The sequence below is a fragment of the Pseudomonas sp. GW822-FHT02G04 genome (assembly GCF_058802085.1).
In genome coordinates this window covers 27,061-50,487 of sequence record NZ_JBXANU010000003.1, presented here as the reverse complement: position 1 = coordinate 50,487, position 23,427 = coordinate 27,061, and the positions used below count along the sequence as shown (strand labels likewise).

The window sequence follows — 23,427 nt, the reverse complement described above, 5'->3', positions numbered from 1 at the left end:
CCGCCGCCATTATGATTCGACTTCAGAACCTGACTTTACAGCGTGGCCCGCAACGTCTGCTAGAAGACGCCGAGCTGACTCTGCACGCCGGCCACAAAGCCGGCCTCATCGGTGCCAACGGCGCCGGCAAATCGAGCCTGTTCGCCTTGCTTCGGGGCGAACTGCATCCGGACTCGGGTGACTGCTTCCTGCCGGCCGACTGGCGCATCGCCCACATGCGCCAGGAGGTCGACACCCTCGAACGCCTGGCGGTCGACTACGTGCTCGATGGCGACCTGCGCCTGCGCCAGGTGCAACGCGACCTGGCGGCGGCCGAAGCGGCCCATGACGGTGCCGCTCAGGCCCGCCTGCACTCGGAACTCGACAGCGCCGACGGTTACACCGCCGATGCCCGGGCCCGCAAGCTGCTGGCCGGTCTTGGGTTCACCAATGAGCAAATGGACCGGCAAGTAGGAGATTTCTCCGGTGGCTGGCGGATGCGTCTGAATCTGGCGCAGGCTTTGATGTGCCCCTCGGACCTGTTGCTGCTCGACGAGCCGACCAACCACTTGGACCTCGACGCCATCATCTGGCTCGAAGAATGGCTCAAGAGCTATCCCGGCACTCTGTTGCTGATTTCCCACGACCGGGACTTCCTCGATGCCGTGGTCGATCACGTAGCCCACGTCGACCAACGCAAGATCACGCTGTATCGCGGTGGTTACACAGCGTTTGAACGCGCCCGCGCGGAGCGTCTGGCCCAGCAACAGCAGGCGTACGAGAAGCAGCAGGCGCAACGTGCGCACATGGAAAGCTACATCGCCCGCTTCAAGGCCCAGGCCACCAAGGCCCGTCAGGCCCAGAGCCGGATCAAGGCGCTGGAGCGGATGGAAGAGCTGTCCGCTGCGCACGTCGATTCGCCGTTCGATTTCGTCTTCCGCGAATCGCAGAAAATTTCCAGTCCGCTGATCGATCTATCGGACGCTCGCCTGGGTTACGGCGAAAAAACCGTGCTGGAGAAGGTCAAGCTGCAACTGACCCCTGGCGCGCGGATCGGTTTGCTCGGCCCCAACGGTGCCGGTAAATCGACCCTGATCAAAAACCTCTCCGGTGAGCTTGAGCCGTTGGCGGGCCGACTGACCCGGGGCGAGAACACCGTGGTCGGCTACTTCGCCCAGCATCAACTGGATTCCCTCGATTCCAAGGCCAGCCCGTTGCTGCACTTGCAGCGCCTGGCGCCAACCGAACGTGAGCAGACCCTGCGTGACTTCCTCGGTGGTTTCGACTTCCGGGGTGCGCGCATCGATGAACCGGTGTTGAATTTCTCCGGTGGCGAAAAAGCGCGACTGGCTCTGGCACTGATCGCCTGGGGCCGGCCGAACCTGTTGTTGCTCGACGAACCGACCAACCACCTGGATCTGGAAATGCGCCTGGCGCTGACCATGGCCTTGCAGGAATTCAGTGGCGCGGTTCTGGTGGTCTCCCACGATCGTCATTTGCTCAAAAGCACCACCGACAATTTCTATCTGGTGGCAGATGGCAAGGTCGAGGAGTTCGACGGCGATCTGGAAGACTACACCCGCTGGCTGGTGGAGTACCGTCAGCGCAACGCGCCGGTCAGCAACACCCCGGTCAACCCGGACAAGACCGACAAGAAAGCCCAGCGCCAGGCCGCTGCGGCATTGCGTCAGCAACTGGCACCGCACAAGCGCGAGGCCGACAAGCTCGAAGCCGAGTTGGGCAAGCTGCACGAGAAACTGGCGAAGATCGACGCCAGCCTCGGCGACAGCGATATTTACGAGCCGGCGCGCAAGAACGAATTGCGTGATCTGCTGGCCGAACAGGCCAGGCTGAAGGTGCGTGAAGCCGAACTGGAAGAAGCCTGGATGGAAGCACTCGAACTGCTCGAAAGCATGCAGGCGGAGCTGGAGGCGCTGTCTTGATGGAGGCCTTCAAGCTGCCGTTGCCGGCAATGTGGGTCGAGCCGATCTGGCTGGTCGTGCAAATTCTGCTGATCCTGCTGGCGGGTTATGTAGCCCAGCGCGTCGTCGCTAAAGGCCTGACTCGTTTGGGCGAGCGCTACCCGTTCCCGCCGCAGTTCTTGATGCCGCTGCGCGGTGGTTTGCGTTGGCTGATCATGGGCAGCGCGCTGATCTTCGTGCTGGAACGTCTTGGGGTGTCGGCCACGGTGCTCTGGACCGCGTTGTCCGGTTTCGTGGCGGTGGCTGCCGTGGCGTTTTTCGCCATGTGGAGCGTGCTGTCCAACCTGTTGTGCGCGATCCTGATCTTCACCGTCGGCCCATTCCGAATCGGCGATGTGGTCGAGTTGGTGGACACCACCGACAAGCCCGGCGTCAAAGGCCGGGTGGTGGCGATCAATCTGCTCTACACCACGCTGATCGAAGCCGAAGAGCTCGGTACGGGCAGCGCCATGGTGCAAGTACCCAACAGCCTGTTCTTCCAGCGCTCGGTTCGACGCTGGCGCGGCACGGATGTGTTCCCTTCGAACGGGTTCGAAAAACAGGCTCGATAGGGCCCTGCCGCCATAAAAGCTGGTCGGCAGTCGCTCTGTCCTGCAAAAAATCGGTAGTCATTGGCCCAAAGGCGCATTAGCTTAGACCTTTGTCACGAGTCTGAGTCGAGGTGTGCGATGCTGCTTCAAACATGGCTGGCGTTTTTTGCCGCCTGCTGGGTGATCAGTCTTTCCCCCGGTGCCGGCGCCATTGCGTCGATGTCCAGCGGTCTGCGCTACGGTTTCTGGCGCGGTTACTGGAACGCCCTGGGCCTGCAACTGGGCCTGGCGTTGCAGATTGCGATTGTCGCTGCCGGTGTCGGTGCGATCCTCGCGACCTCCGCCACTGCCTTTTATGTGATCAAATGGTTCGGCGTGGCCTACCTGGTCTACCTCGCGGTCAAGCAATGGCGCGCGCTGCCCAATGTGATGAACGACGACGCTGCCATTCGGCAGATCGGCAAGCCGATGGCGCTGATGTTCCGCGGCTTTCTGGTGAACGTCAGCAACCCCAAGGCCTTGGTGTTCATGCTCGCGGTGCTGCCGCAATTCATCGATCCCCACGCACCGCTGGTGGCCCAATACCTGATCCTCGGCGTGACCATGATCTGTGTCGACCTGATTGTCATGGCCGGCTACACCGGGCTGGCGGCCAAGGTCCTGCGTTTGTTGCGCACGCCCAAGCAGCAGAAACGCATGAACCGCACCTTTGCCGGGCTGTTCATCGGTGCGGCGGCATTCATGGCGACTTTGCGCAAAGCAGCGACATAAAGCTTCAGGCACAAAAAAGGCGACCTATCGAGGGTCGCCTTTTTCATTTGTGGCGAGGGGCTTTTGTGGCGAGGGAGCTTGCTCCCGCTCGGCTGCGCAGCAGTCGTAAAACCGGCTGATGCGGTTTGAATGGTTTGGGGGCCGCTGCGCGGCCCAACGGGAGCAAGTTCCCTCGCCACAGATGACCAGCCTTGGATCAGCGCAGAATCACCGGTGCCGTATCCCGCGGCAGGTTATTACGCAGTGGCGCCTGGCCTGGCTGCTCATAACCGCCACCACCGAGCTGTTGGCTCAGTTGCGAAGCCACGTCTTCACCCAACGCCTTGGACACGTCACGCACCACCCGTGGGCGGTTCAGGGAAACCCGGATGTCCCGGCCATTCACCAGTTTGGTGTCCTGACCTTCGCCCATCGCCGTGAAGGCCGAGGTGATCTCGAAGGTCTTGGTGTTGATCAGGCTGAAGTCCGCCACCAGCGTCAGCCCCAGCACCGCCGAATAGCTGTCGGTGTTGGCCAGCTCGTTCATGTCACGGGTGAAGTCGATGTCTGACACAGTGCCGAACAGCACATAGTCGGCACCCTTGAAGCTACCGGCCTTGATGCGCTTGATCACGTCATACACGTCGCCTTTGGACGATGCTGTGTAAGGCGTGCCCTGCACCAGCTGGAACATGCCGGTGCGCAGGATCTCGCCCTTGATGTCGCCGGTGAATTTGCGCAACTCGCCTTGCTCGATGTAGCTGCTGGTTGCTTCGATCTCGTTGTAGCTCGAAGAACCGCTGGCGCTGTAGTCACTCTCGCGGTGATTGCTCTGCGCCGAAACGATGTGGATGTACTGTTCCACACGCTCCTGGTACGCCAGATCGGTTACCGCGACTTTCGGGGCCGCTTGCACGCTGAACGCGCAAGCCAGAGCCATCATGCCAATCCATGCGCGCATCAATTAACGCTCCGTGGTTTTGCGAATCTCTTTTTCGTCCATCCACTCGGCCAGACCGCTTTCAACGTCGATCAATTGCAGGCTGAATTTGTAGAAGACGTCCTTGTAGTCGCTGCTGCGCTTGACGATCGAGCTGATCGAACCTTCAAGACGGTACTGGGCGGCGATCATGTTGCCGGTCTTGGCCACGGTGCTCTTCTTGTACAGGCCGCTCTGGTTTTGCAACTTGAGCTGGTCGACCTGGCTCTGCATCGCGGTGTTGTCGCTGGCGAAACGGGCGACGCCGGACTTCATCAGCTGGGTCTTGATGCTGGTGGTGATTTCGCGGGTATCGATGTACTCGCTGGTCTTGTTCTTCACGTCGTAGACCTGAACCACCGGACGGCCTTGCAGAATGCCGGACTGGGCCAGGGAGCGGGTCATGGATTCGGCGATCATCTGCAGGTCGGTGGAACCGAACTCGTTGGTCACGGTTTCCACCGCTTTGGTGTCACCGTAGCTGATGTTTTTGCTGCCCAGCGTCGGCGAAGTGTTGGCGCAACCGCTGGCCAGGAGGGCGATGACGGCGATGAACGAAAAGCGTGCAAACATGGGAATGCTCTCTAGAACTGAACGAATAGGGTGTCGGGCTTAAGGCGTTTTGATTTCGAGACGGAAATCCACGGCTTTGGCGGTTGGCGCAATAGCCTGAATGAAACTGGTCTGCTCGCCGTACATCATCTGGCTTTTCCAGGTTTCTTCTTCGGCAACCGGGAAGCCTTCAGGGCCGAGCCAGGCAAAACGGTAGTAGAAGGTCTTGTTGTTGTAGCTGGTGTTGCTCAGCTGTGCGTTGACCGTCATGAAGCCGTTTTCCCGCGCCACGCGCATGGCGCCGACCACGATGTTCTTGAGCTTGCCCATGGCCACGACCTTGCTGGCAGCGCTGCCTGGCTCCGGTGGCGGCGGGGTGGCGCAGCCGGCCAGCAAGGCCAGGGCGAGGACAGTGAGGAATTTGAAGCGCATGCAAAGACTCCGTTCTTAAGGTTGTTTGAGGCTGGCCACGGCGGTCGGGTTGGCAGTCGGGATCACATGAGCGGCCAAGCCGCTGGCGAACACCTGATTGCCCACGGCGCGCAGGCTGATGACCTGATAGCGCTGATCCACAGTGACCTTGATCACCGAGCCGCCCACGGCGCTCGGCAGGGAGACTTGGTGCTCGCCTTTCTTCAAGCGCAGACGCACCACTTGAGTGTTGTCCGGCAGGGTACGCCACGTACGGGTATCGGCACCTTCGAGCACAGCTGAAGAGATACCGACCGCCAGACCCGCCAATGGGTTGGTTTCGTTGATCTTCTTCTGCGCCACGCCTTTGGTCACGGCACGGACGGTGGTGCGCAGGATGATGCCCGGCATGTCATCACGCAGCGCGCGGCGGGACATGGCGGTGGTGCTGTTGAGTTGCGTCAGGTTCAGTTGCTGACCGTCTACGCCAATCTGGGTGAAGGGAGCAGTCGAGGTGTCCGGTTTGATGATCGGGAACGACAGCGGTGTGATCACCAACTGGTTGCTGATCGGCAATGGCAACGGAATACGAATCGAGTCGCGGGACGGCGCCAGGCCGCTTTGCACGACGATCAGGATGTCGCTGTCCTCGTCCTTGGCGGGCTTGTCCAGATTCACCAGCGCCTGTTCCAGCAACGGCGTGTTCGGGCGCAGCTCGGCGGCCTTGCGATAACCCGGCGCAGCCAGGTCTTTCTCGCCCAGGGCTTCATAGACGAAACCGGCCAGGTAATGGCTGAACGCACTCTGGTAGCTGTTTTTCAGGCTGACCACTTCCGGCGCGTCGAGGCTGGCCACCGGATACCCCTGAAGATCCTTGTATTGGGTTTTGACGCCTTCTTTCCCGGCCTGCTCTTCGCTCTTGAGGTATTCCTTGTCGCGCAGGTCGGCGATCACCGCTTCACGTTCGTGAGTTTTCTTGATCGCGGTGCGCGCGCCGTCGAAGTCATTCACCGCCAGCAAGTTGAGGGCCATCTGCGTGGTAAGCATGACTTTTTCGTAGTCGTAGCCTTCGTAGCGACGGATTTTGTCATTGATCAGGAAGCTGCCGAACTGAGCCAGGTACTTTTCGGTGTCGAGCTTGACCGAGTCTTCCCACTTGCCCACCACCTGATCGGCGCTGCTCCAGGCGTTCTGGCTGCCGGACAAGTCGCCCTTGGCGCGCAGCAGTTCACCCTTCTCGAAGTAATAGAGCAGGTCTTTGTCGGCGCCGGTGTTGTTCTTTTCCAGCAGGGTCAAGGCGGCGTCGACGTTGCCGGCAGCCAGTTGCTGGTTGGTTTGTGCCAGTTCGGAATCGTAGTTGCGAAAAGCCGAACAGCCGGAGAGCAAGGTGACAGCGCTGAGCGCGATCGAGGTAAGGGCGCGGGAGGCCATAGGGGGTACTTCTTCCCTGAGTGTAAGCAGCCGCGCGTGCTGGTCGGGCTGTTGGGACCCATCGGCAGGGAGACTGGCGTCCTGCCAATTCCTCATAAAAAGAGGAGCTTAAATGCCGTATCGAAATAACGACGGCGGGCATTATAAACAGGGATGCTGGCTATGTAATGGCTTTTTAATTGTATGTTTTCACAATGTGCCATTATTTATTTCTGGCCTGATACCACACTGCTTTCAGGCGCAACGGCAGGTTCGAAAGCCACTCCGTTGCTGTAAATCCGCTCTCCCAGCGCTCGCAGGGTTATGACCTGATGGTTCTGCTCGATGCGGACTTTCAGTGGCGCGGCGCCCGGCGCGTTGGGCAGGCTGATCAGGTGCTCGCCTTTTTTCAGGCGCAGGCGCGCCACCAGGGTGATGTTGGGCAAGGTACGCCAGGTTCGGGTGTCCGCGTGCTCAAAGCCATCGTGCTGCGTCACGTACGAGGCTTTGCTCGGGTCGCGTCGGTTGTCCGTAGCCTGAACAGAAGCGGCCAGGTAGGCACGATGGGCGGTGCGCTGAATGATGCCCGGCATATCGTCGCGCAACGTGCGTAAAGACATGTCGGTGATGCTGTTAACCAGGACCAGTTGCTGTTTGCGACCGTCGATCGTCATCTGCGTGAACGCCGGGGTCGACGTGTCGGGAACCATCACCGGAAACGACACATTGGCGACGATCACCTGATTGTCTTCCAGGCGCACCGGGTAGGGGACACGAACCGAACTGCGCGCTGGCGCCAGGCCACTTTGCACGATGATCAGCACATCACTTTCATTGGCCTTGGTGACCGGTTTGTCGAGTTCGCGCAATGCCTGTTCGAAGAAGGGCAGGTCGGGTCGCAACTCGATGGCCTGGCGATAACCCGGGGCAGCAAGATCACGCTCACCCAGCGCTTCATACGTAAACCCGGCCAGGTAGTGACTGAATGCACTCTGATAGCCGTTTTTCAGCGCGATCACGGCGGGCGCATCGAGGGTCATCACGGGGTAGCCCTGGAGATCCTTGTAGTGCACGCGAACGCCCTGGGCCTTGGCTTCTTCTTCAAGTCGCTCGTATTCCTTTTCCCGCTGACGGGCAATCAGTGCTTCACGTTCGTGGGTTTTCTTGATGTCGGTGCGAGCACCGTCGAAGTCATTCACGGCCAACTGGTTCAGGGCCATTTGCGTAGTCAGCATGACTTTTTCGTAGTCGTAGCCATCGTAGCGCCGCAGTTTGTCGTTGATGATGCTGCCCCAATGATCGCCCATCGCGGACAAGAGCTGTGTGCCGGCAGACTCGACGGTGTCCTGGCGCTGGATCACCATTTGCTCTGCACTGCGCCAGGTAACCTGGCTTTGCGGCAGCGCACCACCGGCACTCAGGACTGCACCTTTTTCGAAGTAGTAGAGCAGGTCCCGTTCTTCTGACGGATTGTGCAGCTCCAGCAGTTGGAGAGCACCCTGCGGATTTCCCGCTTTCAACTGGGCGGTTGTTTGCTCCAGTTCCAGGTCGTAGTTGCGGTAAGCGGCGCAACCAGTCAGTTGCAGGGCGAGACTCAGCAGCGAGAACAACAGGCAGGAGCGCATGGACGATGGTTCTTCCCTTATCGGATACCGAGAGGAGATGGCAATTTGCCGCCGAATGTACACGCCGTTGCGCGGGAAATACCAACAAAGCTTGAGCGAAACTCATTGGAAGTGAACAATGTGTTACTTCGTATTTCCATTTGAGATTTATTCATGACTGGCTCCTCTCGTTTTCTGGCGTGGCTCGTGCTGCCGATGATCGCGTTCTGCAGCTTCAATGCGCTGGCCGAAACCGCAGAGGGTGCGCCCAAGGCCCTGCATTTGCTCGATTACATTGCCGCCGATTACCCGGCGGCGGTCGAGGGAGGCAAGGTTATTGATGAGGCTGAGTATCTTGAACAGCAGACGTTTCTGGGTGAGCTGCAAGGGTTGATCGCCGATTTGCCGGCCAAACCCGAACGTGCCGAACTGGAGCAGGGCGTCAACGGCCTGCGCACCGCGATCGCCGCTCGCAAGGACGGCGCGGACGTCACCCGTCAGGCGCGGCAACTGGGGGCAAAACTGGCGGTGACCTATGAAGTCAGCCAGGCTCCGGTCATTACCCCGGACCCGACCCGCGGCGCGCCGCTGTATGCCCAGCAATGCTCGGTGTGCCATGGCGATACGGGCATCGGTGACGGCCCGGCAGGTGTCGGTATGACGCCACCGCCGACCAATCTGCGCGATACCGCGCGTCTGGACCGCCTGAGCCTCTATGCGCTCTACAACACGTTGGGCATGGGTGTCGAAGGCACCGACATGCCGGCCTTCGCCGATCAGCTGGATGATCGCCAGCGTTGGGACCTGGCGACCTACATTGCCAGCTTCAGCGCCGGTCCTGCTGCGGCAAAATCCGAAAAAACCTACAACATCGCCGACCTGGCACGTCAGACGCCAGCCGAAGTGCAGGCCGTCGAAGGTCCGCAAGCGGCCGCGACCTTCCGCGCGCAACGAGCGCAACCGCCGCAGGTCAAGCGTGGCCCGGGGCAATTGCTTGAATACACGGCGGCCACACTGGACAAGAGTATCGCCGCCTACCGCGCCGGGCAGCACGATCAGGCCTATGACCTGTCGGTTGCGGCGTACCTGGAAGGCTTCGAACTGGTCGAAAGCTCTCTGGACAACGTCGACGCCAACGTGCGCAAAGACACTGAAAAGTCCCTGATGGCTTACCGTCAGTCGTTGCAGGACGGCTTGCCGGTGGCCCAGGTCGAGCAACGTCTGGAAGTGGCCAAGGCCAAGCTGAAAGAATCCGCTGGCCTGCTCGGTAGCGATGGCTTGAGCTGGTCGCTGAGCTACATCTCCGGTCTGTTGATTCTGTTGCGAGAAGGTCTGGAAGCCATTCTGGTGCTCGCGGCGGTCCTCGCGTTTCTGCGCAATACCGGCCAGCAATCGGCGGTGCGCAGCGTCAACATCGGTTGGGGCCTGGCGCTGTTGGCCGGGCTGGCGACCTGGGCGGTGGCGGCGTATGTGATTGACGTCAGCGGGGCCCAGCGTGAGCTGCTGGAAGGGGCCACTGCGCTGTTTGCCAGTGTCATGGTGCTCTGGCTCGGTGTGTGGATGCACGACCGTCGCCACGCAGCGGCCTGGCAGGATTACATCAAGAGCAGCCTGGTGAGCGGCGGTGGGCGTTTCGGGTTTGCGATCCTGGCGTTCTTCTCGGTGTACCGCGAACTGTTCGAAGTGATCCTGTTTTACGAAACCCTGTGGTTGCAGGCGGGGCCTGCAGGGCATAACGCCGTAATGGCTGGCGGCGCGACGGCGCTGGTTATGCTGGTCGGTCTGGCCTGGGTGATTCTGCGCGGCTCGGCAAAACTGCCGCTGGCACTGTTCTTCGGCATCAATGCCGGTTTGCTGTGCGCGTTGTCGGTGGTGTTTGCCGGCCATGGCGTGAAGGCGTTGCAGGAAGCCGGGGTCTTCGGCACGCGGCCGGTACCGTTCTTTGACTTCGACTGGCTGGGGATCCACGCTGATGCGTATTCGCTGAGTGCCCAGGCTGTGGCGATCATTGCAATCATCGTGTTGTACAGTCGCAGCCGGATGGCCGAGAAGCGGCAGTTGCCGGCTTCTTAAAAGCATTCGCTGCGCTCATATTCGCGGGCAAGCCTCGCTCCTACAGGTGTTGTGCATATTTCTATGCCACGCTGAACTGTAGGAGCGAGGCTTGCCCGCGAAGCTTTTTAGAAGAGGTCAAAACAATGCGCGTGTGGATCGATGCCGACGCCTGCCCTCGGGCAGCCAAGGATCTGGTGGTGAAGTTCGCCCTCAAGCGCCAGTTCGAAGTGGTGCTGGTGGCCGGTCAGCCGCAGATCAAGCCGGGCCTCGCTCTGGTGAAACTGATCGTGGTACCCAGCGGCCCGGATGCCGCCGACGATTACCTGGTGGAACACGCGGTGCCGGGGGAGTTGGTGATTTGCAGCGATGTGCCGCTGGCGGATCGGCTGGTGAAGAACGGCGTTGCGGCGCTGGATCCGCGGGGCAAGGAGTTCGATGCGCAGAACATGGGCGATCGGCTGGCGGTACGTAACCTGTTTACCGACCTGCGCGAGCAGGGGCAGATGAGCGGCGGCCCGGCGCCGTTCGGCGATCGCGAGAAACAGGCGTTCGCCAATGCGCTGGACCGGATACTGACCCGGTTGTCGCGTAGGTAATGATCGCGTTCCCACGCTCTGCGTGGGAATGCAGCCCGGGACGCTCTGCGTCCCAAAGCGGACGCAGAGCGTCCATTGAGGCATTCCCACGCGGAGCGTGGGAACGATCAGGTCTCAAGCGTCGTTTTCGTGGGTCAGTTCCAGTACGCGGTCGACCAGTTTGTTGATGCCGGAAGCGGCCTCGCTGATTGATTGCGCGAGCATGTACGCCGGCGTGCTCACCAGCTTGCGCGCCTTGTCTTCAACGATGTCGGTCACTGCGCATTCGGCATGGGTGGCGCCCATCTTGTTCATCGCGGCGGCGGTATCGGCATCGTTGCCGATGGTGCAGGTCACGCCCGGACCGTAGATCTTTGCCGCCAGAGCCGGCGAGATGCAGATCAGCCCCACCGGTTTGCCAGCCTCGGCAAACGCTTCGGTCAACGCCAGGACATCAGGTTGAACGCTGCATCCAACGCCTTCGACGGCAAAGTTCGACAGGTTCTTGGCCGCCCCGAAACCGCCGGGCACGATCAGCGCATCGAAATCTTCGACGTCCGCTTCACGGATATCCTTGATGTTGCCCCGGGCGATACGCGCCGATTCCACCAGCACGTTGCGCGACTCGGGCATTTCTTCGCCAGTCAGGTGGTTGATCACATGCAATTGCGCGATGTCGGGTGCGAAGCACTGCACCTGGGCGCCACGCTGGTCCAGCCGCAGCAGGGTGATCACGCTTTCGTGGATCTCGGCGCCGTCGTACACGCCACAGCCGGAAAGGATCACTGCAATTTTTTTGCTCATGGGCTTTTCTCCAGATTCATGGCGTTAAATGTCCACTAATTTGTCACTCGTTGCCATAGGGTTAATTCGCGGCTACACCTAATCTCTGCTGAACGATTCCGATCAGGTCGCGTCATGAACTTCATTCTGTATGCGGTGCCGTTTTTCTTTGTGCTGATTGCGGTCGAGTTGCTGGCCGACCGTTGGCGCGGGGTGAGCAATTACCGCGTGGCAGACGCGATCAACAGCCTCAGCACCGGCGTATTGTCGACCACCACGGGCCTGTTGACCAAAGGCGTCGGCCTGGTGACTTATGCCTTTGCCCTGGAACATCTGGCCTTGATCGAGCTGTCGGCCGACAGTGTCTGGGTCTGGGTGTTTGCTTTCGTCTTCTACGACTTCTGCTACTACTGGCTGCACCGCATGGGTCACGAGCGCAACATCCTCTGGGCCGCGCATTCGGTGCATCACCAGAGCGAGGACTACAACCTCTCCACGGCCTTGCGCCAGACCAGCACCGGGTTTCTGCTGAGCTGGATTTTCTACCTGCCCATGGCCGTGCTCGGCGTGCCGCTGCTGGTGTTCGTCAGCGTTGCGGCGTTGAACCTGCTGTACCAGTTCTGGGTGCATACCCGGCATATTCCCAAGCTTGGCTGGTTCGAGTGGTTCTTCGTCACGCCGTCCAATCATCGGGCTCACCATGCGCAGAACGCTCTCTACATGGATCGCAACTACGGCGGGGTGTTCATTATTTGGGACCGTCTATTCGGCTCGTTCCAGGAGGAGGACGACAACGAACCAGTGATTTTCGGCGTGACCACGCCGCTGGCGAGCTGGAATCCGCTGTGGGCGAACGTGCAGTTCTACGCGCAGTTGTGGGATGACGCCCGGCGCGCCGAGCGCTGGTGGGACAAGCTGCGGATCTGGTTCATGCGCACCGGTTGGCGGCCGGCGGATGTGGCGGCCAAATACCCGATGAACAAGCCGGACTTGGCTCAGTTCCGCAAATTCGAGGTGCCGCTGGACGGACGTCAGCAGTGGTATGTGGCGCTGCAGTTCTGCGTCTACATCGCCTTGGGCAGTTACTTGATGAATTTGGAGCAGAGCCTGCCGAGCGCAGCCCTGGTGTTGGGTTGGGGCGCCGTGGCGTTGGGGTTGTTCGTGTTGGGCGCAGCCCTGGAGAATCGCCCGCAGGCACTGAAACTGGAGCTGTTGCGGCTGGCGTCGAACCTGCCGTTGGTATGGTTGGCACCGATGGTCGGGCTATGGCCGGGCAGCGCAGTGGGCTGGGTGGTACTGCTCAGTTACAGCCTGCTCAGCGGCATCGGTCTCTACTGTTGTAGAAACCGTGTCACTCGATGGGCGTCGTAGGTTCGCTCGACTTGGCCTGTTCGGCTTTCAGCGCCTGCTCGTCGGCGTAGACCTTCTTCGCCAGACGGGCATTCTTGAAGCGTCGCCGCAGCCACAGGAAAAAGCCCAGTACCAGCAGGGCGCCCAGCACCCACAGCTCGTATTTCTTGACGCTGCCCAGCATGCCTTCGAGCACTGCGCCAAAGTGATACGCAGCCGCTGCCAGCGCCGCGGCCCAGATGGCCGCGCCAATCCCGTTGAGCAGCAGATAGCGTCCCGGCGGATAGCCCGACAGACCGATTGCCACCGGCATCACCGTGCGCAAGCCATAGACAAAGCGGAAGCTCAGCACCCAGATATCCGGGTGCTTGCGGATATGTTCCAGCGCCCGATCGCCCATCAGTTGCCAGCGCGGTTTGCGTGCCAGCAATTTGCGCCCGTGCTTGCGCCCCAGGAAGTACCACAGCTGATCGCCGGCATAACTGCCGAAGAACGCCACGACCACCACCAGATTGATGTCCATGTATCCGCGGAACGCGAGGAAGCCTGCGAGTACCAGAATGGTTTCGCCTTCGAAAAACGTGCCGAGGAATAGGGCAAAGTAGCCGAAGTCATGTAGGAATTGTTGGAGCATTGTCTGGGTGCTGGCGAAATGAACGCGCAGCCTAACCCTTCGTGCACATTCATGAAAGTGTCCAAATGTGTCTCGACGTGAACATTCCCTACAAGGACAATGGAATGCGACTACCTGTCACAGGGGTGCACATATCTGTAATACGTTGGTCATAATGGCCGCTTATAACTGTCACGCTCGCCCGCCAGCGCGGGCTCAGGAGTCTGCCGTGAGCTTTACCCCCGCCAACCGTTTGTTTCCTGCAACCCGCCTGCGTCGCAACCGTCGTGATGATTTTTCGCGTCGACTGGTTCGTGAAAATGTACTGACCGTCGATGACCTGATCCTGCCGGTGTTCGTGCTGGACGGTGAAAACCGTCGCGAAGCAGTGGCGTCAATGCCGGGTGTCGAACGCCTGACTATCGATCTGTTGCTTGAAGAGGCTGCCAAATGGGTCGAGCTGGGAATTCCGGCGCTGGCACTGTTCCCGGTGACGCCACCGGAACTCAAGTCACTGGATGCCGCCGAAGCCTGGAACCCCAACGGCATCGCCCAGCGCGCCACCCGTGCTCTGCGTGCGCAGTTCCCGGAGCTGGGTGTGATCACCGACGTCGCCCTGGACCCGTTCACCACCCACGGTCAGGACGGCATCCTCGACGAAGAAGGCTACGTGCAGAACGACATTACCGTCGACGCACTGGTTAAACAGGCTTTGTCCCACGCCGAAGCCGGCGCTCAAGTGGTGGCTCCGTCAGACATGATGGACGGGCGCATTCAGGCGATCCGCGAAGCGCTGGAGCTGGCTGGGCACGTCAATGTGCGGATCATGGCCTACTCGGCCAAGTACGCCAGTGCCTACTACGGCCCGTTCCGTGATGCGGTGGGTTCGGCGTTGAACCTGGGCAAGGCCAACAAGGCCTCCTATCAGATGGACCCGGCCAACAGCAACGAAGCCCTGCACGAAGTGGCGGCGGACTTGTCAGAAGGCGCAGACATGGTCATGGTCAAGCCAGGCATGCCGTATCTGGATATCCTTTATCGGGTCAAGGAAGCGTTCAAAGTGCCGACCTTTGTGTATCAGGTCAGCGGTGAATACGCCATGCACATGGCGGCGATCCAGAATGGCTGGTTGAGCGAAGGGGTTATCCTCGAATCCCTGACCGCTTTTAAACGTGCAGGCGCTGATGGCATCCTGACTTACTTTGCCGTCCGTGCTGCTCAATTGTTACGAGAGCAAAAATAGCCCTCCCAGGAACATTCGATGAATACCGAAGGACTCACTGAAGTTGCCGTAAAAGACGCTCAACCTGTGGTGGAGCAAATCGCTGAAACTCCGCCGGAGCTGGAGCCCGCTCCACCCGCGGTGGTGGCCGAGCCCGTTGTGGCGGCGCCAGCGATTGCCATTCCCGGTCTGGATGACAGCAGCCTGTACATCCATCGCGAGCTCTCGCAACTGCAGTTCAATATCCGCGTGCTGGAACAGGCGCTGGATGAGTCCTACCCATTGCTGGAGCGGCTGAAGTTTCTGCTGATCTTCTCCAGCAACCTGGACGAGTTCTTCGAGATTCGTGTGGCCGGCCTGAAGAAGCAGATCACCTTCGCCCGTGAGCAGGCCGGTGCCGATGGCTTGCAACCGCACCAGGCCCTGGCCCGCATCAGCGAATTGGTGCATGGTCACGTCGACCGCCAATACGCGATCCTCAATGACATTCTGTTGCCGGAGCTGGAAAAACATCAGGTCCGCTTCATCCGTCGTCGTTACTGGACGACCAAACTCAAGACTTGGGTCCGCCGTTATTTCCGTGACGAGATCGCGCCGATCATCACCCCGATCGGCCTCGACCCGACGCACCCGTTCCCGTTGCTGGTGAACAAGAGCCTGAACTTCATCGTCGAGCTCGAAGGCATCGACGCCTTCGGTCGCGATTCCGGCCTGGCGATCATCCCGGCGCCGCGTCTGCTGCCGCGGGTTATCAAGGTACCGGAAGAAGTCGGCGGCCCAGGCGACAACTATGTGTTCCTGTCGTCGATGATCCACGCGCACGCCGATGACCTGTTCCAGGGCATGAAGGTCAAGGGCTGCTACCAGTTCCGCCTGACCCGGAACGCCGACCTCGCGGTCGACACCGAAGATGTAGAAGACCTGGCCCGCGCCCTGCGCGGCGAGTTGTTCTCCCGTCGCTACGGTGATGCGGTGCGGCTGGAAGTGGCCGACACCTGCCCGAAACACCTGTCCGATTACCTGCTCAAGCAGTTCAACCTGCAGGAGACCGAGCTGTATCAGGTCAACGGTCCGGTCAACCTGACGCGGCTGTTCAGCATCACCGGCCTGGACAGTCATCCGGAGCTGCAATACACCCCGTTCACCCCGCAGATCCCGAAACTGCTGCAGAACAGCGAGAACATTTTCAGCGTGATCAGCAAGCAGGACATCCTGCTGCTGCACCCGTTCGAGTCGTTCACCCCGGTGGTCGATTTGCTGCGTCAGGCGGCCAAGGATCCGCACGTGTTGGCGGTTCGCCAGACGTTGTATCGCAGCGGCGCCAACTCGGAGATCGTCGATGCGCTGGTGGATGCGGCGCGTAACGGCAAGGAAGTGACGGCGGTGATCGAATTGCGCGCGCGGTTCGACGAAGAATCCAACCTGCAACTGGCCAGCCGTCTGCAAGCGGCCGGTGCAGTGGTGATTTACGGTGTGGTCGGTTTCAAGACGCACGCCAAGATGATGCTGATTCTGCGTCGCGAAGCCGGCGAGATTGTCCGCTACGCCCACTTGGGCACCGGCAACTACCACGCGGCCAACGCCCGTCTGTACACCGACTACAGCCTGCTGACCTCCGACGATGCCTTGTGCGAAGACGTCGGCAAACTGTTCAGCCAGTTGATCGGCATGGGTAAAACCCTGCGCATGAAGAAGCTGTTGCACGCGCCGTTCACGTTGAAGAAGGGCATGCTCGACATGATTGCCCGGGAGACGCAATTCGCCCTCGACGGCAAACCGGCGCACATTATCGCCAAGTTCAACTCGCTGACCGATCCGAAGGTCATCCGCGCGTTGTACAAGGCCAGCCAGTCCGGGGTACGCATCGATTTGGTGGTGCGCGGCATGTGCTGCCTGCGGCCGGGTATCGCCGGGGTATCGCATAACATCCATGTGCGCTCGATCATCGGTCGTTTCCTGGAACACACCCGGGTCTTCTACTTCCTCAATGGCGGTGAAGAGCAGATGTTCCTGTCCAGTGCCGACTGGATGGAGCGCAACCTCGACAAGCGCGTCGAGACTTGCTTCCCGGTCGAGGGCAAGAAGCTGATTTTGCGGGTCAAGAAAGAGCTGGAGCTTTATCTCACCGATAACACCCACAGCTGGAGCCTGCAGTCGGACGGTCGCTACATCCGCAATACACCGACCGGCAACCAGAACCCGCGCAGTGCCCAGGCTACCTTGCTGGAGCGGTTGGGCAGCCCGATTCTGGCGGTTCGTTAACGCAAACCTTGGGCGATAAAAAATGGCGATCCATGTGGATCGCCATTTTTTTTACCTCGCCCGAGCGATGAGCGATGAGCGATGAATGACTGTGGCGAGGGAGCTTGCTCCCGCTGGACTGCGTAGCAGTCCTTCTTTTGGGGCCGCTGCGAGGCCGAACGGGAGCAAGCTCCCTCACCACAGGCTTAGCGAACGTTCAGCACGAAGCTGACGCGGGTCAGCCATTCTGCTTCCAGGGCGAAGTCGGCCTGGGTCAACTGGTTGTCATCCAGCCAATGTTCCGGGAATAACACATCCAGGCTGTCGCCGTTGGCGTGCAGCACGACCTGTGGCATTTCCTGGGTGCCACGGATGTGGTGGAACAGAATCGCAAAGCGCAGCAGCACGCACAGGCGAATCAGCTTGATGCCGTCGTCGCCAAAATCGGCAAACCTGTCCTTGGGAATATTGCGACGGTGGCCACGCACCAGTAGCGCGAGCATCAGTTGGTCTTCGCGGGAGAACCCGGCCAGGTCCGAATGCTCGATCAGGTACGAGCCGTGTTTGTGATACTGATAGTGGGCGATGTCCAGGCCCACTTCATGGACCTTGGCTGCCCAGCTCAGCAGTTCGCGCCACACGCCGTCATCCAGCTCCCAGTCCGCGGCCACTTGATCGAAGGCATGCAGCGCCTTGCGTTCGACCCGCGCGGCTTGCTCCAGATCAACGTGGTAACGCTCCATGAGCGAGCTGAGCGTGCGCTCACGGACATCTTCGTGATGATGACGGCCCAGCAGGTCATAGAGCACGCCTTCGCGCAGGGCGCCTTCGCAGTGGTCCATGCGTTGCAGTTCGAGGGCGTCGAAGATTGCTTCGAGAATCGCCAGCCCGGCGGGAAAGATCGCCCGGCGGTCGGGCTTGATGCCTTCGAAGTCGATTTTCTCGACATCACCGAGTTTGATCAGCTTGCGCTTGAGCCAGGCCAAGCCTTCGGCGTTCACCTCGCCAGTGCCATGTCCGCCGGCCTTCAGCGCCAGGCCAATGGCGCGAATGGTGCCCGAGGAGCCGATGGCTTCATCCCAGGTCAGGCGATGCAGGGCGTGTTCGATGCTCATGATCTCCAGCCGCGCCGCGGTGTACGCCTGGGCGTAGCGGGCCGGGGTGATCTTGCCGTCCTTGAAATAGCGTTGGGTGTAGCTGACGCAACCCATTTGCAGGCTTTCGCGCAGCAATGGCTCGAATCTCTGCCCGATGATGAATTCGGTACTGCCGCCGCCGATGTCGGCCACCAGGCGCTTGCCCGGGGTGTCGGCGAGGGTGTGGGAGACGCCGAGGTAAATCAGGCGGGCTTCTTCACGGCCGGAGATGACTTCTACCGGATGGCCGAGGATTTCTTCGGCGCGGTGGATGAATTCAGCGCGGTTACGGGCTTCGCGCAGGGCGTTGGTGCCGACGATCCGCACGGTGCCGGGCGGCATACCGCTGATCAGTTGGGCGAAACGCTTCAGGCAATCGAGCCCGCGCTGCATGGATTCTTCGCTGAGTTGACGCTCTTCGTCGATGCCGGCGGCCAGCTGAACCTTCTCCCCGAGACGCTCGAGAATCCGGATTTCGCCGTTCTGGGCCTTGGCCACGACCATGTGAAAGCTGTTGGAGCCTAGGTCGATAGCGGCGATCAGGGACAGATTCTTGACTTGGGATAGCGGCATGGTCAGGGGGTCTCGGTCGATAACCTCGACATCCTGCCACGATCAAACGCTCGCGCCAACGCGTACGGTTTAATGCCTTGATCCAGCGCATGGGCGACGTGGGTTCCTGTGGCGAGGGAGCTTGCTCCCGCTGGGCAGCGCAGCGGCCCCAAAACCATTCAACGCAGTGCTTCAGGAAAAGCCGGTCAGCAGGTTTTACGACTGCTGCGCAGCCTAGCGGGAGCAAGCCCCCTCGCCACAGAGGTTCAGCCCGCCGCCTCCACGGTCCCAATGAAGTTCGCCAGCTCCGCCGTCTGCGGGTTGGCAAACAACACCTTCGGATCTCCCACCTCATGCACCTTGCCTTGGTGCATGAACACCAACTTGTCGCCCACCTCCCGGGCAAAGCGCATCTCATGGGTGACCATGATCAAGGTCATGCCTTCCCTGGCCAGTTGCCGGACCACGCTCAACACCTCATTCACCAGCTCCGGGTCCAGGGCCGAGGTGATTTCGTCGCACAGCAAGACTTTCGGCGACATGGCCAGCGCCCGGGCGATCGCCACCCGCTGTTGCTGGCCGCCAGAGAGTCGATCCGGGAAGGCGTCGAATTTCTCGCCCAGCCCGACCCGTTCCAGCATCTGTCGCGCCAGTTCGGCGGCTTTGGCTTTCGGCACTTTCTGCACCACTTGTGGCGCAAGCATGACGTTTTCGCCGACGGTCAGGTGCGGGAACAGGTTGAACTGCTGGAACACCATCCCGACTTTCTGTCGAAGGCTGCGCAGGTCGGCGCGGGCGGCGTCGAGGTATTCGCCGTCGACTTCGATCACGCCGTCGTTGATCGACTCCAGACCATTGAGGGTGCGCAGCAAGGTGGATTTGCCCGAGCCGCTGCGGCCGATGATCGCCACCACCTGGCCTTCCTCGATACTCAGATCGATGCCTTTGAGTACATGGTGGTCGCCGTAATATTTATGCAGGGCGGAAATTCTAAGCAGAGGCATGCAGTCTCCTTTCCAGATAGCGCGCACTGAGGGACAAGGGGTAGCAGAGCAGGAAGTAACCGAGGGCGACGAGGCCGTAGACCATGAACGGTTCGAAGGTCGCGTTGGCGAGCATGCCGCCAGTCTTGGTCAGTTCGGTAAAGCCGATGATCGAGGTGACGGCGGTGCCCTTGACCACTTGCACCGAGAAGCCCACGGTCGGCGCCACGGCGATGCGCAGTGCTTGCGGCAGGATCACGTAACGCAATTGCTCCAGCGGGTTGAGCGCCAGGCTCGACGAGGCTTCCCACTGGCCGTTGGGGATCGAGTCGACGCAACCGCGCCAGATCTCCGCCAGGTAGGCGCTGGTGAACAGCGTCAAGGCAATCGCCGCCGCCATCCACGGTGAAATTTCCACACCGGCCAAGGCCACACCGAAGAACACCAGAAACAGCTGCATCAATAGCGGCGTGCCCTGGAACAATTCGATGTAGGTGCGGGCGAAGCTGTTTGGCAGGGATTTTTTTGAAATCCGCATCACCATGATCAGCAAACCGATCAGCCCACCGCCGATAAACGCCACCAGCGACAACGCCAGAGTCCATTGCAGGCCGGTGAGCAGGTTGCGCAGGATGTCCCAGAAAGTGAAATCGCTCATTGGCTGCTCCTTACCAGATAGCGCCGGCCTATCCAGTTCAGCAACTGGCGGATCAGCAGCGCCATGCACAGGTAGATCAGCGTGGTCAGGGCATAGGTTTCAAAGGCGCGGAAGTTGCGCGATTGAATGAAGTTGGCGGCGAAGCTCAGCTCTTCGGTAGCGATCTGCGAACAGACCGCCGAGCCGAGCATGACGATGATGATCTGGCTGCTCAGGGCTGGCCAGACCTTGCCCAGTGCCGGCAGCAGAACCACGTGGCGGAAGGCTTCGAAACGCGACATTGCCAGGGCGGCCGCGGCTTCCAGTTGCCCGCGGGGGATCGCTTGAATGCCGGCGCGGATGATCTCGGTCGAATAGGCACCCAGGTTGATCACCATCGCCAGCACCGCCGCCTGCCATTCGGAAATCTGCAGGCCCAGCGACGGCAAACCGAAGAAGATGAAAAACAACTGCACCAGAAAAGGTGTGTTGCGGATCAACTCGACGTAGACCCCGAAAATGCCGGCGAATGGGCGGATGTTCCACGCCCGCACCAACGCGCCGACGATGCCCAGAGCGACCCCGAACACTGCGCCAACGGCCGTCAGTTCAAGGGTGAACAGCGCACCGCGCAGCAGCAGGTCGGTGTTTTCTACCACCGGCAAGAAATCGAACTGATAAGCCATAAGTCGTCTCCCGCGCGAACGATCAGAGATCGGCCGGCAGCGGTTCTTTCAGCCAGGTTTGCGAGTTCTTCTCCAGCGCACCGTCAGCCTTGGCGGTGGTGAGAATCTGGTTGACCTTGTCCAGCAACGCCGGCTCGTTCTTGTTCACGCCGACGTACACCGGCGAGTCCTTGAGCTTCACTTTCAGGGCCGGTACGCGTTTCGGGCTTTTCTCGCTGATGGCCACCATCACCACGTTGCCGCTGGCGATCAGGTCGACTTGCCCGGCAAGGTAGGCGGCGATGGTCGAGTTGTTGTCTTCGAAGCGTTTGATGGTCACGCCTTCGGGGGCGACTTTGGTCAGCTCGATGTCTTCGATGGCGCCACGGGTGACGCTGATGGTCTTGCCCTTGAGATCATCCAGGCCCTTGATAGCGGCGTCTGGCGGGCCGAACACGGCGAGGTAGAACGGTGCGTAGGCGCGGGAGAAATCGATGACTTTCTCGCGCTCGGGGTTCTTGCCGAGGCTGGAAATCACCAGGTCGACCTTGCCGGTGGTCAGGAACGGGATGCGGTTGGTGCTGTTGACCGGGGTCAGTTCGAGTTTGACCTTGAGTTGGTCGGCCAGCAGCTTGGCGGTGTCGATGTCGAGGCCGCGGGGTTTCATGTCCGGGCCAACCGAACCGAACGGCGGGAAGTCCTGGGGCACGGCGACTTTGAGGGTGCCGCGTTTGACCACATCCTCCAGACCGTCGGCGTGGGCGGGAGCCTGGCTCAGCATCAGGCTGGCAAACAGGGCTGCGAGGAGGGCGCTGTAACGCTGGGTCATGGCAAATCTCCGGATCGGCGGGAAGTGATTTCTGCGGATCGACAGAGCATGGGCCATGCCAAGATTCGATTTCAGGGGGTGCAGGCCACGGTTTTGCTGGTGTCGCTCGGTCTTACTGGTCTGAACAGTTGGATGGCATTTCGCACCCTGATGGCGCACCCGTGAAAATTCTCGAACCCCCATGGGGCACGACTTGCCGGACGTCGCGAATAGCTTTACAACTAGCCGCTCATTGGCCTGGTTCGTCTGAAGAAACCATGAACTCGATCTCCCGCGCAGTACCTGAAGTGGCGCTGCAAGCCATCCGCAAACTGATCACCGAGCAAGGTTTCGGGCCGGGGGATGCCTTGCCCTCGCAACGGGACCTGGCGGTGCAATTGGGGGTCAGCCGGGCGTCGTTGCGCGAGGCGTTGTCGTCCCTGAGTGCGCTGGGCGTGATCAGCATCCAGCCAGGCAAGGGCGTGTTCGTGCAGTCTCCGGTCGATCTGCCCCGGGGCGATGCGGTGCCGGGCTGGCCATTCGCGGCCCAGGCATCGCCGCTGGATATCTTCCAGTTGCGTTATGCGCTGGAGGGTTTTGCCTCAGGTTTGGCGGCCGTGACCCTGAGCACCGAGGATCTCGATGCCCTGGAAGACAACGTCGCTGCCATGCGCAACGAACTGCGTGCCGCCAACTTCGATGCGGCGGCGCGACTGGACTTTGAGTTTCACCGGCGCATCCTCCTGGCCAGCGGCAATCAGGCGATGCTGAGCATCCTGACGGCCAGCGCCGACATCTTTCTGGAGAGCCAGAAGCTACCGTTCATCCGGGCCGAACGGGCCATGGAAACCTGGCAGGAACACCGTAAAATTCTCCGTGCGCTGGCCCGGCGAGCCTCCGGTGCCGCGCAGAAGGCCATGCAGGAGCATGTGCGCAACGCCGCCCTGCGCACCGGAATTGCCTTCGTCGCTCCCGCCACCTCGTGACTTGAGCTATACCCAAATTCATGCGGCACCATAGCGAGACTCAATCATCTGCGGCTTCCTGAACGGGGGAAGGGCAGCTATGATGGGCCACGTTTTTTTGCTTACAACCTGGAGACTTCCATGAGCAGCGATCTTATCAAACACGTTAGCGACGCTAGCTTCGAGGCCGACGTACTCAAGGCCGAAGGCGCTGTACTGGTCGACTACTGGGCTGAGTGGTGCGGCCCTTGCAAAATGATCGCTCCTGTCCTGGACGAAATTGCCGAGACCTACAAAGGCAAGCTGACCGTTGCCAAACTGAACATCGACGAGAACCAGGAAACCCCGGCCAAGCATGGCGTGCGTGGTATCCCGACGCTGATGCTGTTCAAGAACGGCAACGTCGAAGCCACCAAGGTCGGCGCGCTGTCGAAGTCGCAACTGGCCGCTTTCCTCGACGCCAACATCTAAGCGTTGTTATAAAGCGTCATGAAAAGGCCCCGCATTACGCGGGGCCTTTTCGTTATTGAGGGCTAGACGCTCCGAAACTCAGGTGGTACATTCGGCCCCGCACTGGTTTCTCCACTGCCCCCTGCTAGCCGTCGCCGACGCACTCCTTTTCGAATAAGTACGCGATCCTGTCGC

The 23,427-nt window shown here is 60.5% G+C and carries 22 protein-coding genes; 10 read left to right on the top strand and 12 right to left on the bottom strand.

Annotated features, from left to right (window positions below):
* Positions 1 to 11 precede the first annotated feature (11 nt).
* From AC1RO5_RS05035 to AC1RO5_RS05025, 3 genes are all read left to right on the top strand, one after another.
* Positions 12 to 1,922 carry an ATP-binding cassette domain-containing protein gene (locus AC1RO5_RS05035; protein WP_413695726.1) on the top strand — a complete coding sequence of 637 codons (1,911 nt, stop codon included), beginning with the start codon at positions 12 to 14 and terminating at the stop codon, positions 1,920 to 1,922.
* Entirely contained in the window at positions 1,922 to 2,512 is a 591-nt protein-coding gene (locus tag AC1RO5_RS05030; protein ID WP_493173293.1) for a mechanosensitive ion channel domain-containing protein, read from the top strand. Before AC1RO5_RS05035 ends, AC1RO5_RS05030 begins: the two co-directional genes overlap by 1 nt.
* 117 nt (positions 2,513 to 2,629) lie before the next feature.
* A complete protein-coding gene (locus AC1RO5_RS05025; protein ID WP_493173291.1) occupies positions 2,630 to 3,262 on the top strand; it encodes a LysE family transporter in 633 nt (210 codons plus the stop codon).
* Between the two features lie 196 nt (positions 3,263 to 3,458).
* Here AC1RO5_RS05025 and AC1RO5_RS05020 read toward each other — a convergent pair whose 3' ends face one another.
* From AC1RO5_RS05020 to AC1RO5_RS05000, 5 genes are all read right to left on the bottom strand, one after another.
* Complete coding sequence (locus tag AC1RO5_RS05020) at positions 3,459 to 4,202, bottom strand: penicillin-binding protein activator LpoB (RefSeq protein ID WP_493173289.1); 744 nt, start codon at positions 4,200 to 4,202, stop codon at positions 3,459 to 3,461.
* A gap of 3 nt (positions 4,203 to 4,205) precedes the next feature.
* Positions 4,206 to 4,793: a penicillin-binding protein activator LpoB gene (lpoB, locus tag AC1RO5_RS05015; protein ID WP_007941608.1), complete on the bottom strand. Its 588-nt coding sequence runs from the start codon at positions 4,791 to 4,793 to the stop codon at positions 4,206 to 4,208.
* Positions 4,794 to 4,832: 39 nt separating this feature from the next.
* Positions 4,833 to 5,204, bottom strand: a complete 372-nt coding sequence (locus tag AC1RO5_RS05010; protein ID WP_493173287.1) for a YcfL family putative periplasmic lipoprotein — start codon at positions 5,202 to 5,204, stop codon at positions 4,833 to 4,835.
* 15 nt (positions 5,205 to 5,219) lie between these two features.
* The gene (locus AC1RO5_RS05005; RefSeq protein ID WP_493173285.1) at positions 5,220 to 6,614 is read right to left on the bottom strand and encodes a COG3014 family protein; all 1,395 of its coding nucleotides are present in this window, start codon (positions 6,612 to 6,614) and stop codon (positions 5,220 to 5,222) included.
* 206 nt (positions 6,615 to 6,820) lie between these two features.
* Positions 6,821 to 8,218, bottom strand: a complete 1,398-nt coding sequence (locus tag AC1RO5_RS05000; RefSeq protein WP_493173283.1) for a COG3014 family protein — start codon at positions 8,216 to 8,218, stop codon at positions 6,821 to 6,823.
* Between the two features lie 153 nt (positions 8,219 to 8,371).
* Between AC1RO5_RS05000 and AC1RO5_RS04995 the strand changes: the two genes are divergently transcribed.
* Both AC1RO5_RS04995 and AC1RO5_RS04990 read left to right on the top strand, forming a co-directional pair.
* Positions 8,372 to 10,270 carry an FTR1 family protein gene (locus AC1RO5_RS04995; RefSeq protein ID WP_493173281.1) on the top strand — a complete coding sequence of 633 codons (1,899 nt, stop codon included), beginning with the start codon at positions 8,372 to 8,374 and terminating at the stop codon, positions 10,268 to 10,270.
* 125 nt (positions 10,271 to 10,395) lie between these two features.
* Entirely contained in the window at positions 10,396 to 10,848 is a 453-nt protein-coding gene (locus AC1RO5_RS04990; protein WP_007941612.1) for a YaiI/YqxD family protein, read from the top strand.
* A 114-nt stretch (positions 10,849 to 10,962) separates the two neighbouring features.
* On the opposite strand, the gene elbB is transcribed toward AC1RO5_RS04990, so the two are convergent.
* Entirely contained in the window at positions 10,963 to 11,631 is a 669-nt protein-coding gene (gene elbB / locus AC1RO5_RS04985) for an isoprenoid biosynthesis glyoxalase ElbB (protein WP_493173279.1), read from the bottom strand.
* A gap of 114 nt (positions 11,632 to 11,745) precedes the next feature.
* On the opposite strand from elbB, the gene AC1RO5_RS04980 reads away from it, so the two are divergent.
* Positions 11,746 to 12,981 carry a sterol desaturase family protein gene (locus AC1RO5_RS04980; RefSeq protein ID WP_493173277.1) on the top strand — a complete coding sequence of 412 codons (1,236 nt, stop codon included), beginning with the start codon at positions 11,746 to 11,748 and terminating at the stop codon, positions 12,979 to 12,981.
* Here AC1RO5_RS04980 and AC1RO5_RS04975 read toward each other — a convergent pair.
* Positions 12,962 to 13,594, bottom strand: coding sequence for a DedA family protein (locus AC1RO5_RS04975; RefSeq protein WP_320392946.1), 633 nt, complete (start codon positions 13,592 to 13,594; stop codon positions 12,962 to 12,964). The genes AC1RO5_RS04980 and AC1RO5_RS04975 overlap by 20 nt on opposite strands.
* 208 nt (positions 13,595 to 13,802) lie before the next feature.
* Here AC1RO5_RS04975 and hemB point away from each other — a divergent pair, with 208 nt between their 5' ends.
* Together hemB and ppk1 are read left to right on the top strand one after the other, a co-directional pair.
* A complete protein-coding gene (hemB, locus tag AC1RO5_RS04970; protein ID WP_019580521.1) occupies positions 13,803 to 14,816 on the top strand; it encodes a porphobilinogen synthase in 1,014 nt (337 codons plus the stop codon).
* Positions 14,817 to 14,834: 18 nt separating this feature from the next.
* On the top strand, positions 14,835 to 17,057 hold the full coding sequence (gene ppk1, locus AC1RO5_RS04965; RefSeq protein WP_007940338.1) for a polyphosphate kinase 1: 2,223 nt from the start codon (positions 14,835 to 14,837) through the stop codon (positions 17,055 to 17,057).
* 185 nt (positions 17,058 to 17,242) lie between these two features.
* Here ppk1 and ppx read toward each other — a convergent pair whose 3' ends face one another.
* The 5 genes from ppx to AC1RO5_RS04940 all read right to left on the bottom strand — a co-directional run bounded on the left by ppx (position 17,243) and on the right by AC1RO5_RS04940 (position 21,838).
* Positions 17,243 to 18,745, bottom strand: coding sequence for an exopolyphosphatase (ppx, locus tag AC1RO5_RS04960; protein ID WP_019650140.1), 1,503 nt, complete (start codon positions 18,743 to 18,745; stop codon positions 17,243 to 17,245).
* 245 nt (positions 18,746 to 18,990) lie between these two features.
* On the bottom strand, positions 18,991 to 19,728 hold the full coding sequence (locus AC1RO5_RS04955) for an amino acid ABC transporter ATP-binding protein (RefSeq protein ID WP_126048225.1): 738 nt from the start codon (positions 19,726 to 19,728) through the stop codon (positions 18,991 to 18,993).
* Positions 19,715 to 20,365 carry an amino acid ABC transporter permease gene (locus AC1RO5_RS04950; RefSeq protein ID WP_019650142.1) on the bottom strand — a complete coding sequence of 217 codons (651 nt, stop codon included), beginning with the start codon at positions 20,363 to 20,365 and terminating at the stop codon, positions 19,715 to 19,717. The genes AC1RO5_RS04955 and AC1RO5_RS04950 overlap by 14 nt, the downstream gene beginning before the upstream one ends.
* On the bottom strand, positions 20,362 to 21,030 hold the full coding sequence (locus tag AC1RO5_RS04945) for an amino acid ABC transporter permease (protein ID WP_493173273.1): 669 nt from the start codon (positions 21,028 to 21,030) through the stop codon (positions 20,362 to 20,364). The genes AC1RO5_RS04950 and AC1RO5_RS04945 overlap by 4 nt, the downstream gene beginning before the upstream one ends.
* Before the next feature lie 22 nt (positions 21,031 to 21,052).
* Entirely contained in the window at positions 21,053 to 21,838 is a 786-nt protein-coding gene (locus tag AC1RO5_RS04940; RefSeq protein ID WP_028939126.1) for a transporter substrate-binding domain-containing protein, read from the bottom strand.
* A 257-nt stretch (positions 21,839 to 22,095) separates the two neighbouring features.
* Here AC1RO5_RS04940 and AC1RO5_RS04935 point away from each other — a divergent pair, with 257 nt between their 5' ends.
* Positions 22,096 to 22,803, top strand: coding sequence for a FadR/GntR family transcriptional regulator (locus tag AC1RO5_RS04935; RefSeq protein ID WP_253417675.1), 708 nt, complete (start codon positions 22,096 to 22,098; stop codon positions 22,801 to 22,803).
* A 120-nt stretch (positions 22,804 to 22,923) separates the two neighbouring features.
* The gene (trxA, locus tag AC1RO5_RS04930; protein ID WP_003206727.1) at positions 22,924 to 23,253 is read left to right on the top strand and encodes a thioredoxin TrxA; all 330 of its coding nucleotides are present in this window, start codon (positions 22,924 to 22,926) and stop codon (positions 23,251 to 23,253) included.
* Positions 23,254 to 23,427: the final 174 nt, after the last annotated feature.

Coding starts and splice junctions, on each gene's coding strand:
- AC1RO5_RS05035 (WP_413695726.1), top strand. CDS start 12: ATGATTCGACTTCAGAACCTGACTTTACAGCGTGGCCCGCAACGTCTG.
- AC1RO5_RS05030 (WP_493173293.1), top strand. CDS start 1,922: ATGGAGGCCTTCAAGCTGCCGTTGCCGGCAATGTGGGTCGAGCCGATC.
- AC1RO5_RS05025 (WP_493173291.1), top strand. CDS start 2,630: ATGCTGCTTCAAACATGGCTGGCGTTTTTTGCCGCCTGCTGGGTGATC.
- AC1RO5_RS05020 (WP_493173289.1), bottom strand. CDS start 4,202: ATGCGCGCATGGATTGGCATGATGGCTCTGGCTTGCGCGTTCAGCGTG.
- lpoB (WP_007941608.1), bottom strand. CDS start 4,793: ATGTTTGCACGCTTTTCGTTCATCGCCGTCATCGCCCTCCTGGCCAGC.
- AC1RO5_RS05010 (WP_493173287.1), bottom strand. CDS start 5,204: ATGCGCTTCAAATTCCTCACTGTCCTCGCCCTGGCCTTGCTGGCCGGC.
- AC1RO5_RS05005 (WP_493173285.1), bottom strand. CDS start 6,614: ATGGCCTCCCGCGCCCTTACCTCGATCGCGCTCAGCGCTGTCACCTTG.
- AC1RO5_RS05000 (WP_493173283.1), bottom strand. CDS start 8,218: ATGCGCTCCTGCCTGTTGTTCTCGCTGCTGAGTCTCGCCCTGCAACTG.
- AC1RO5_RS04995 (WP_493173281.1), top strand. CDS start 8,372: ATGACTGGCTCCTCTCGTTTTCTGGCGTGGCTCGTGCTGCCGATGATC.
- AC1RO5_RS04990 (WP_007941612.1), top strand. CDS start 10,396: ATGCGCGTGTGGATCGATGCCGACGCCTGCCCTCGGGCAGCCAAGGAT.
- elbB (WP_493173279.1), bottom strand. CDS start 11,631: ATGAGCAAAAAAATTGCAGTGATCCTTTCCGGCTGTGGCGTGTACGAC.
- AC1RO5_RS04980 (WP_493173277.1), top strand. CDS start 11,746: ATGAACTTCATTCTGTATGCGGTGCCGTTTTTCTTTGTGCTGATTGCG.
- AC1RO5_RS04975 (WP_320392946.1), bottom strand. CDS start 13,594: ATGCTCCAACAATTCCTACATGACTTCGGCTACTTTGCCCTATTCCTC.
- ppk1 (WP_007940338.1), top strand. CDS start 14,835: ATGAATACCGAAGGACTCACTGAAGTTGCCGTAAAAGACGCTCAACCT.
- ppx (WP_019650140.1), bottom strand. CDS start 18,745: ATGCCGCTATCCCAAGTCAAGAATCTGTCCCTGATCGCCGCTATCGAC.
- AC1RO5_RS04955 (WP_126048225.1), bottom strand. CDS start 19,728: ATGCCTCTGCTTAGAATTTCCGCCCTGCATAAATATTACGGCGACCAC.
- AC1RO5_RS04950 (WP_019650142.1), bottom strand. CDS start 20,365: ATGAGCGATTTCACTTTCTGGGACATCCTGCGCAACCTGCTCACCGGC.
- AC1RO5_RS04945 (WP_493173273.1), bottom strand. CDS start 21,030: ATGGCTTATCAGTTCGATTTCTTGCCGGTGGTAGAAAACACCGACCTG.
- AC1RO5_RS04940 (WP_028939126.1), bottom strand. CDS start 21,838: ATGACCCAGCGTTACAGCGCCCTCCTCGCAGCCCTGTTTGCCAGCCTG.
- AC1RO5_RS04935 (WP_253417675.1), top strand. CDS start 22,096: ATGAACTCGATCTCCCGCGCAGTACCTGAAGTGGCGCTGCAAGCCATC.
- trxA (WP_003206727.1), top strand. CDS start 22,924: ATGAGCAGCGATCTTATCAAACACGTTAGCGACGCTAGCTTCGAGGCC.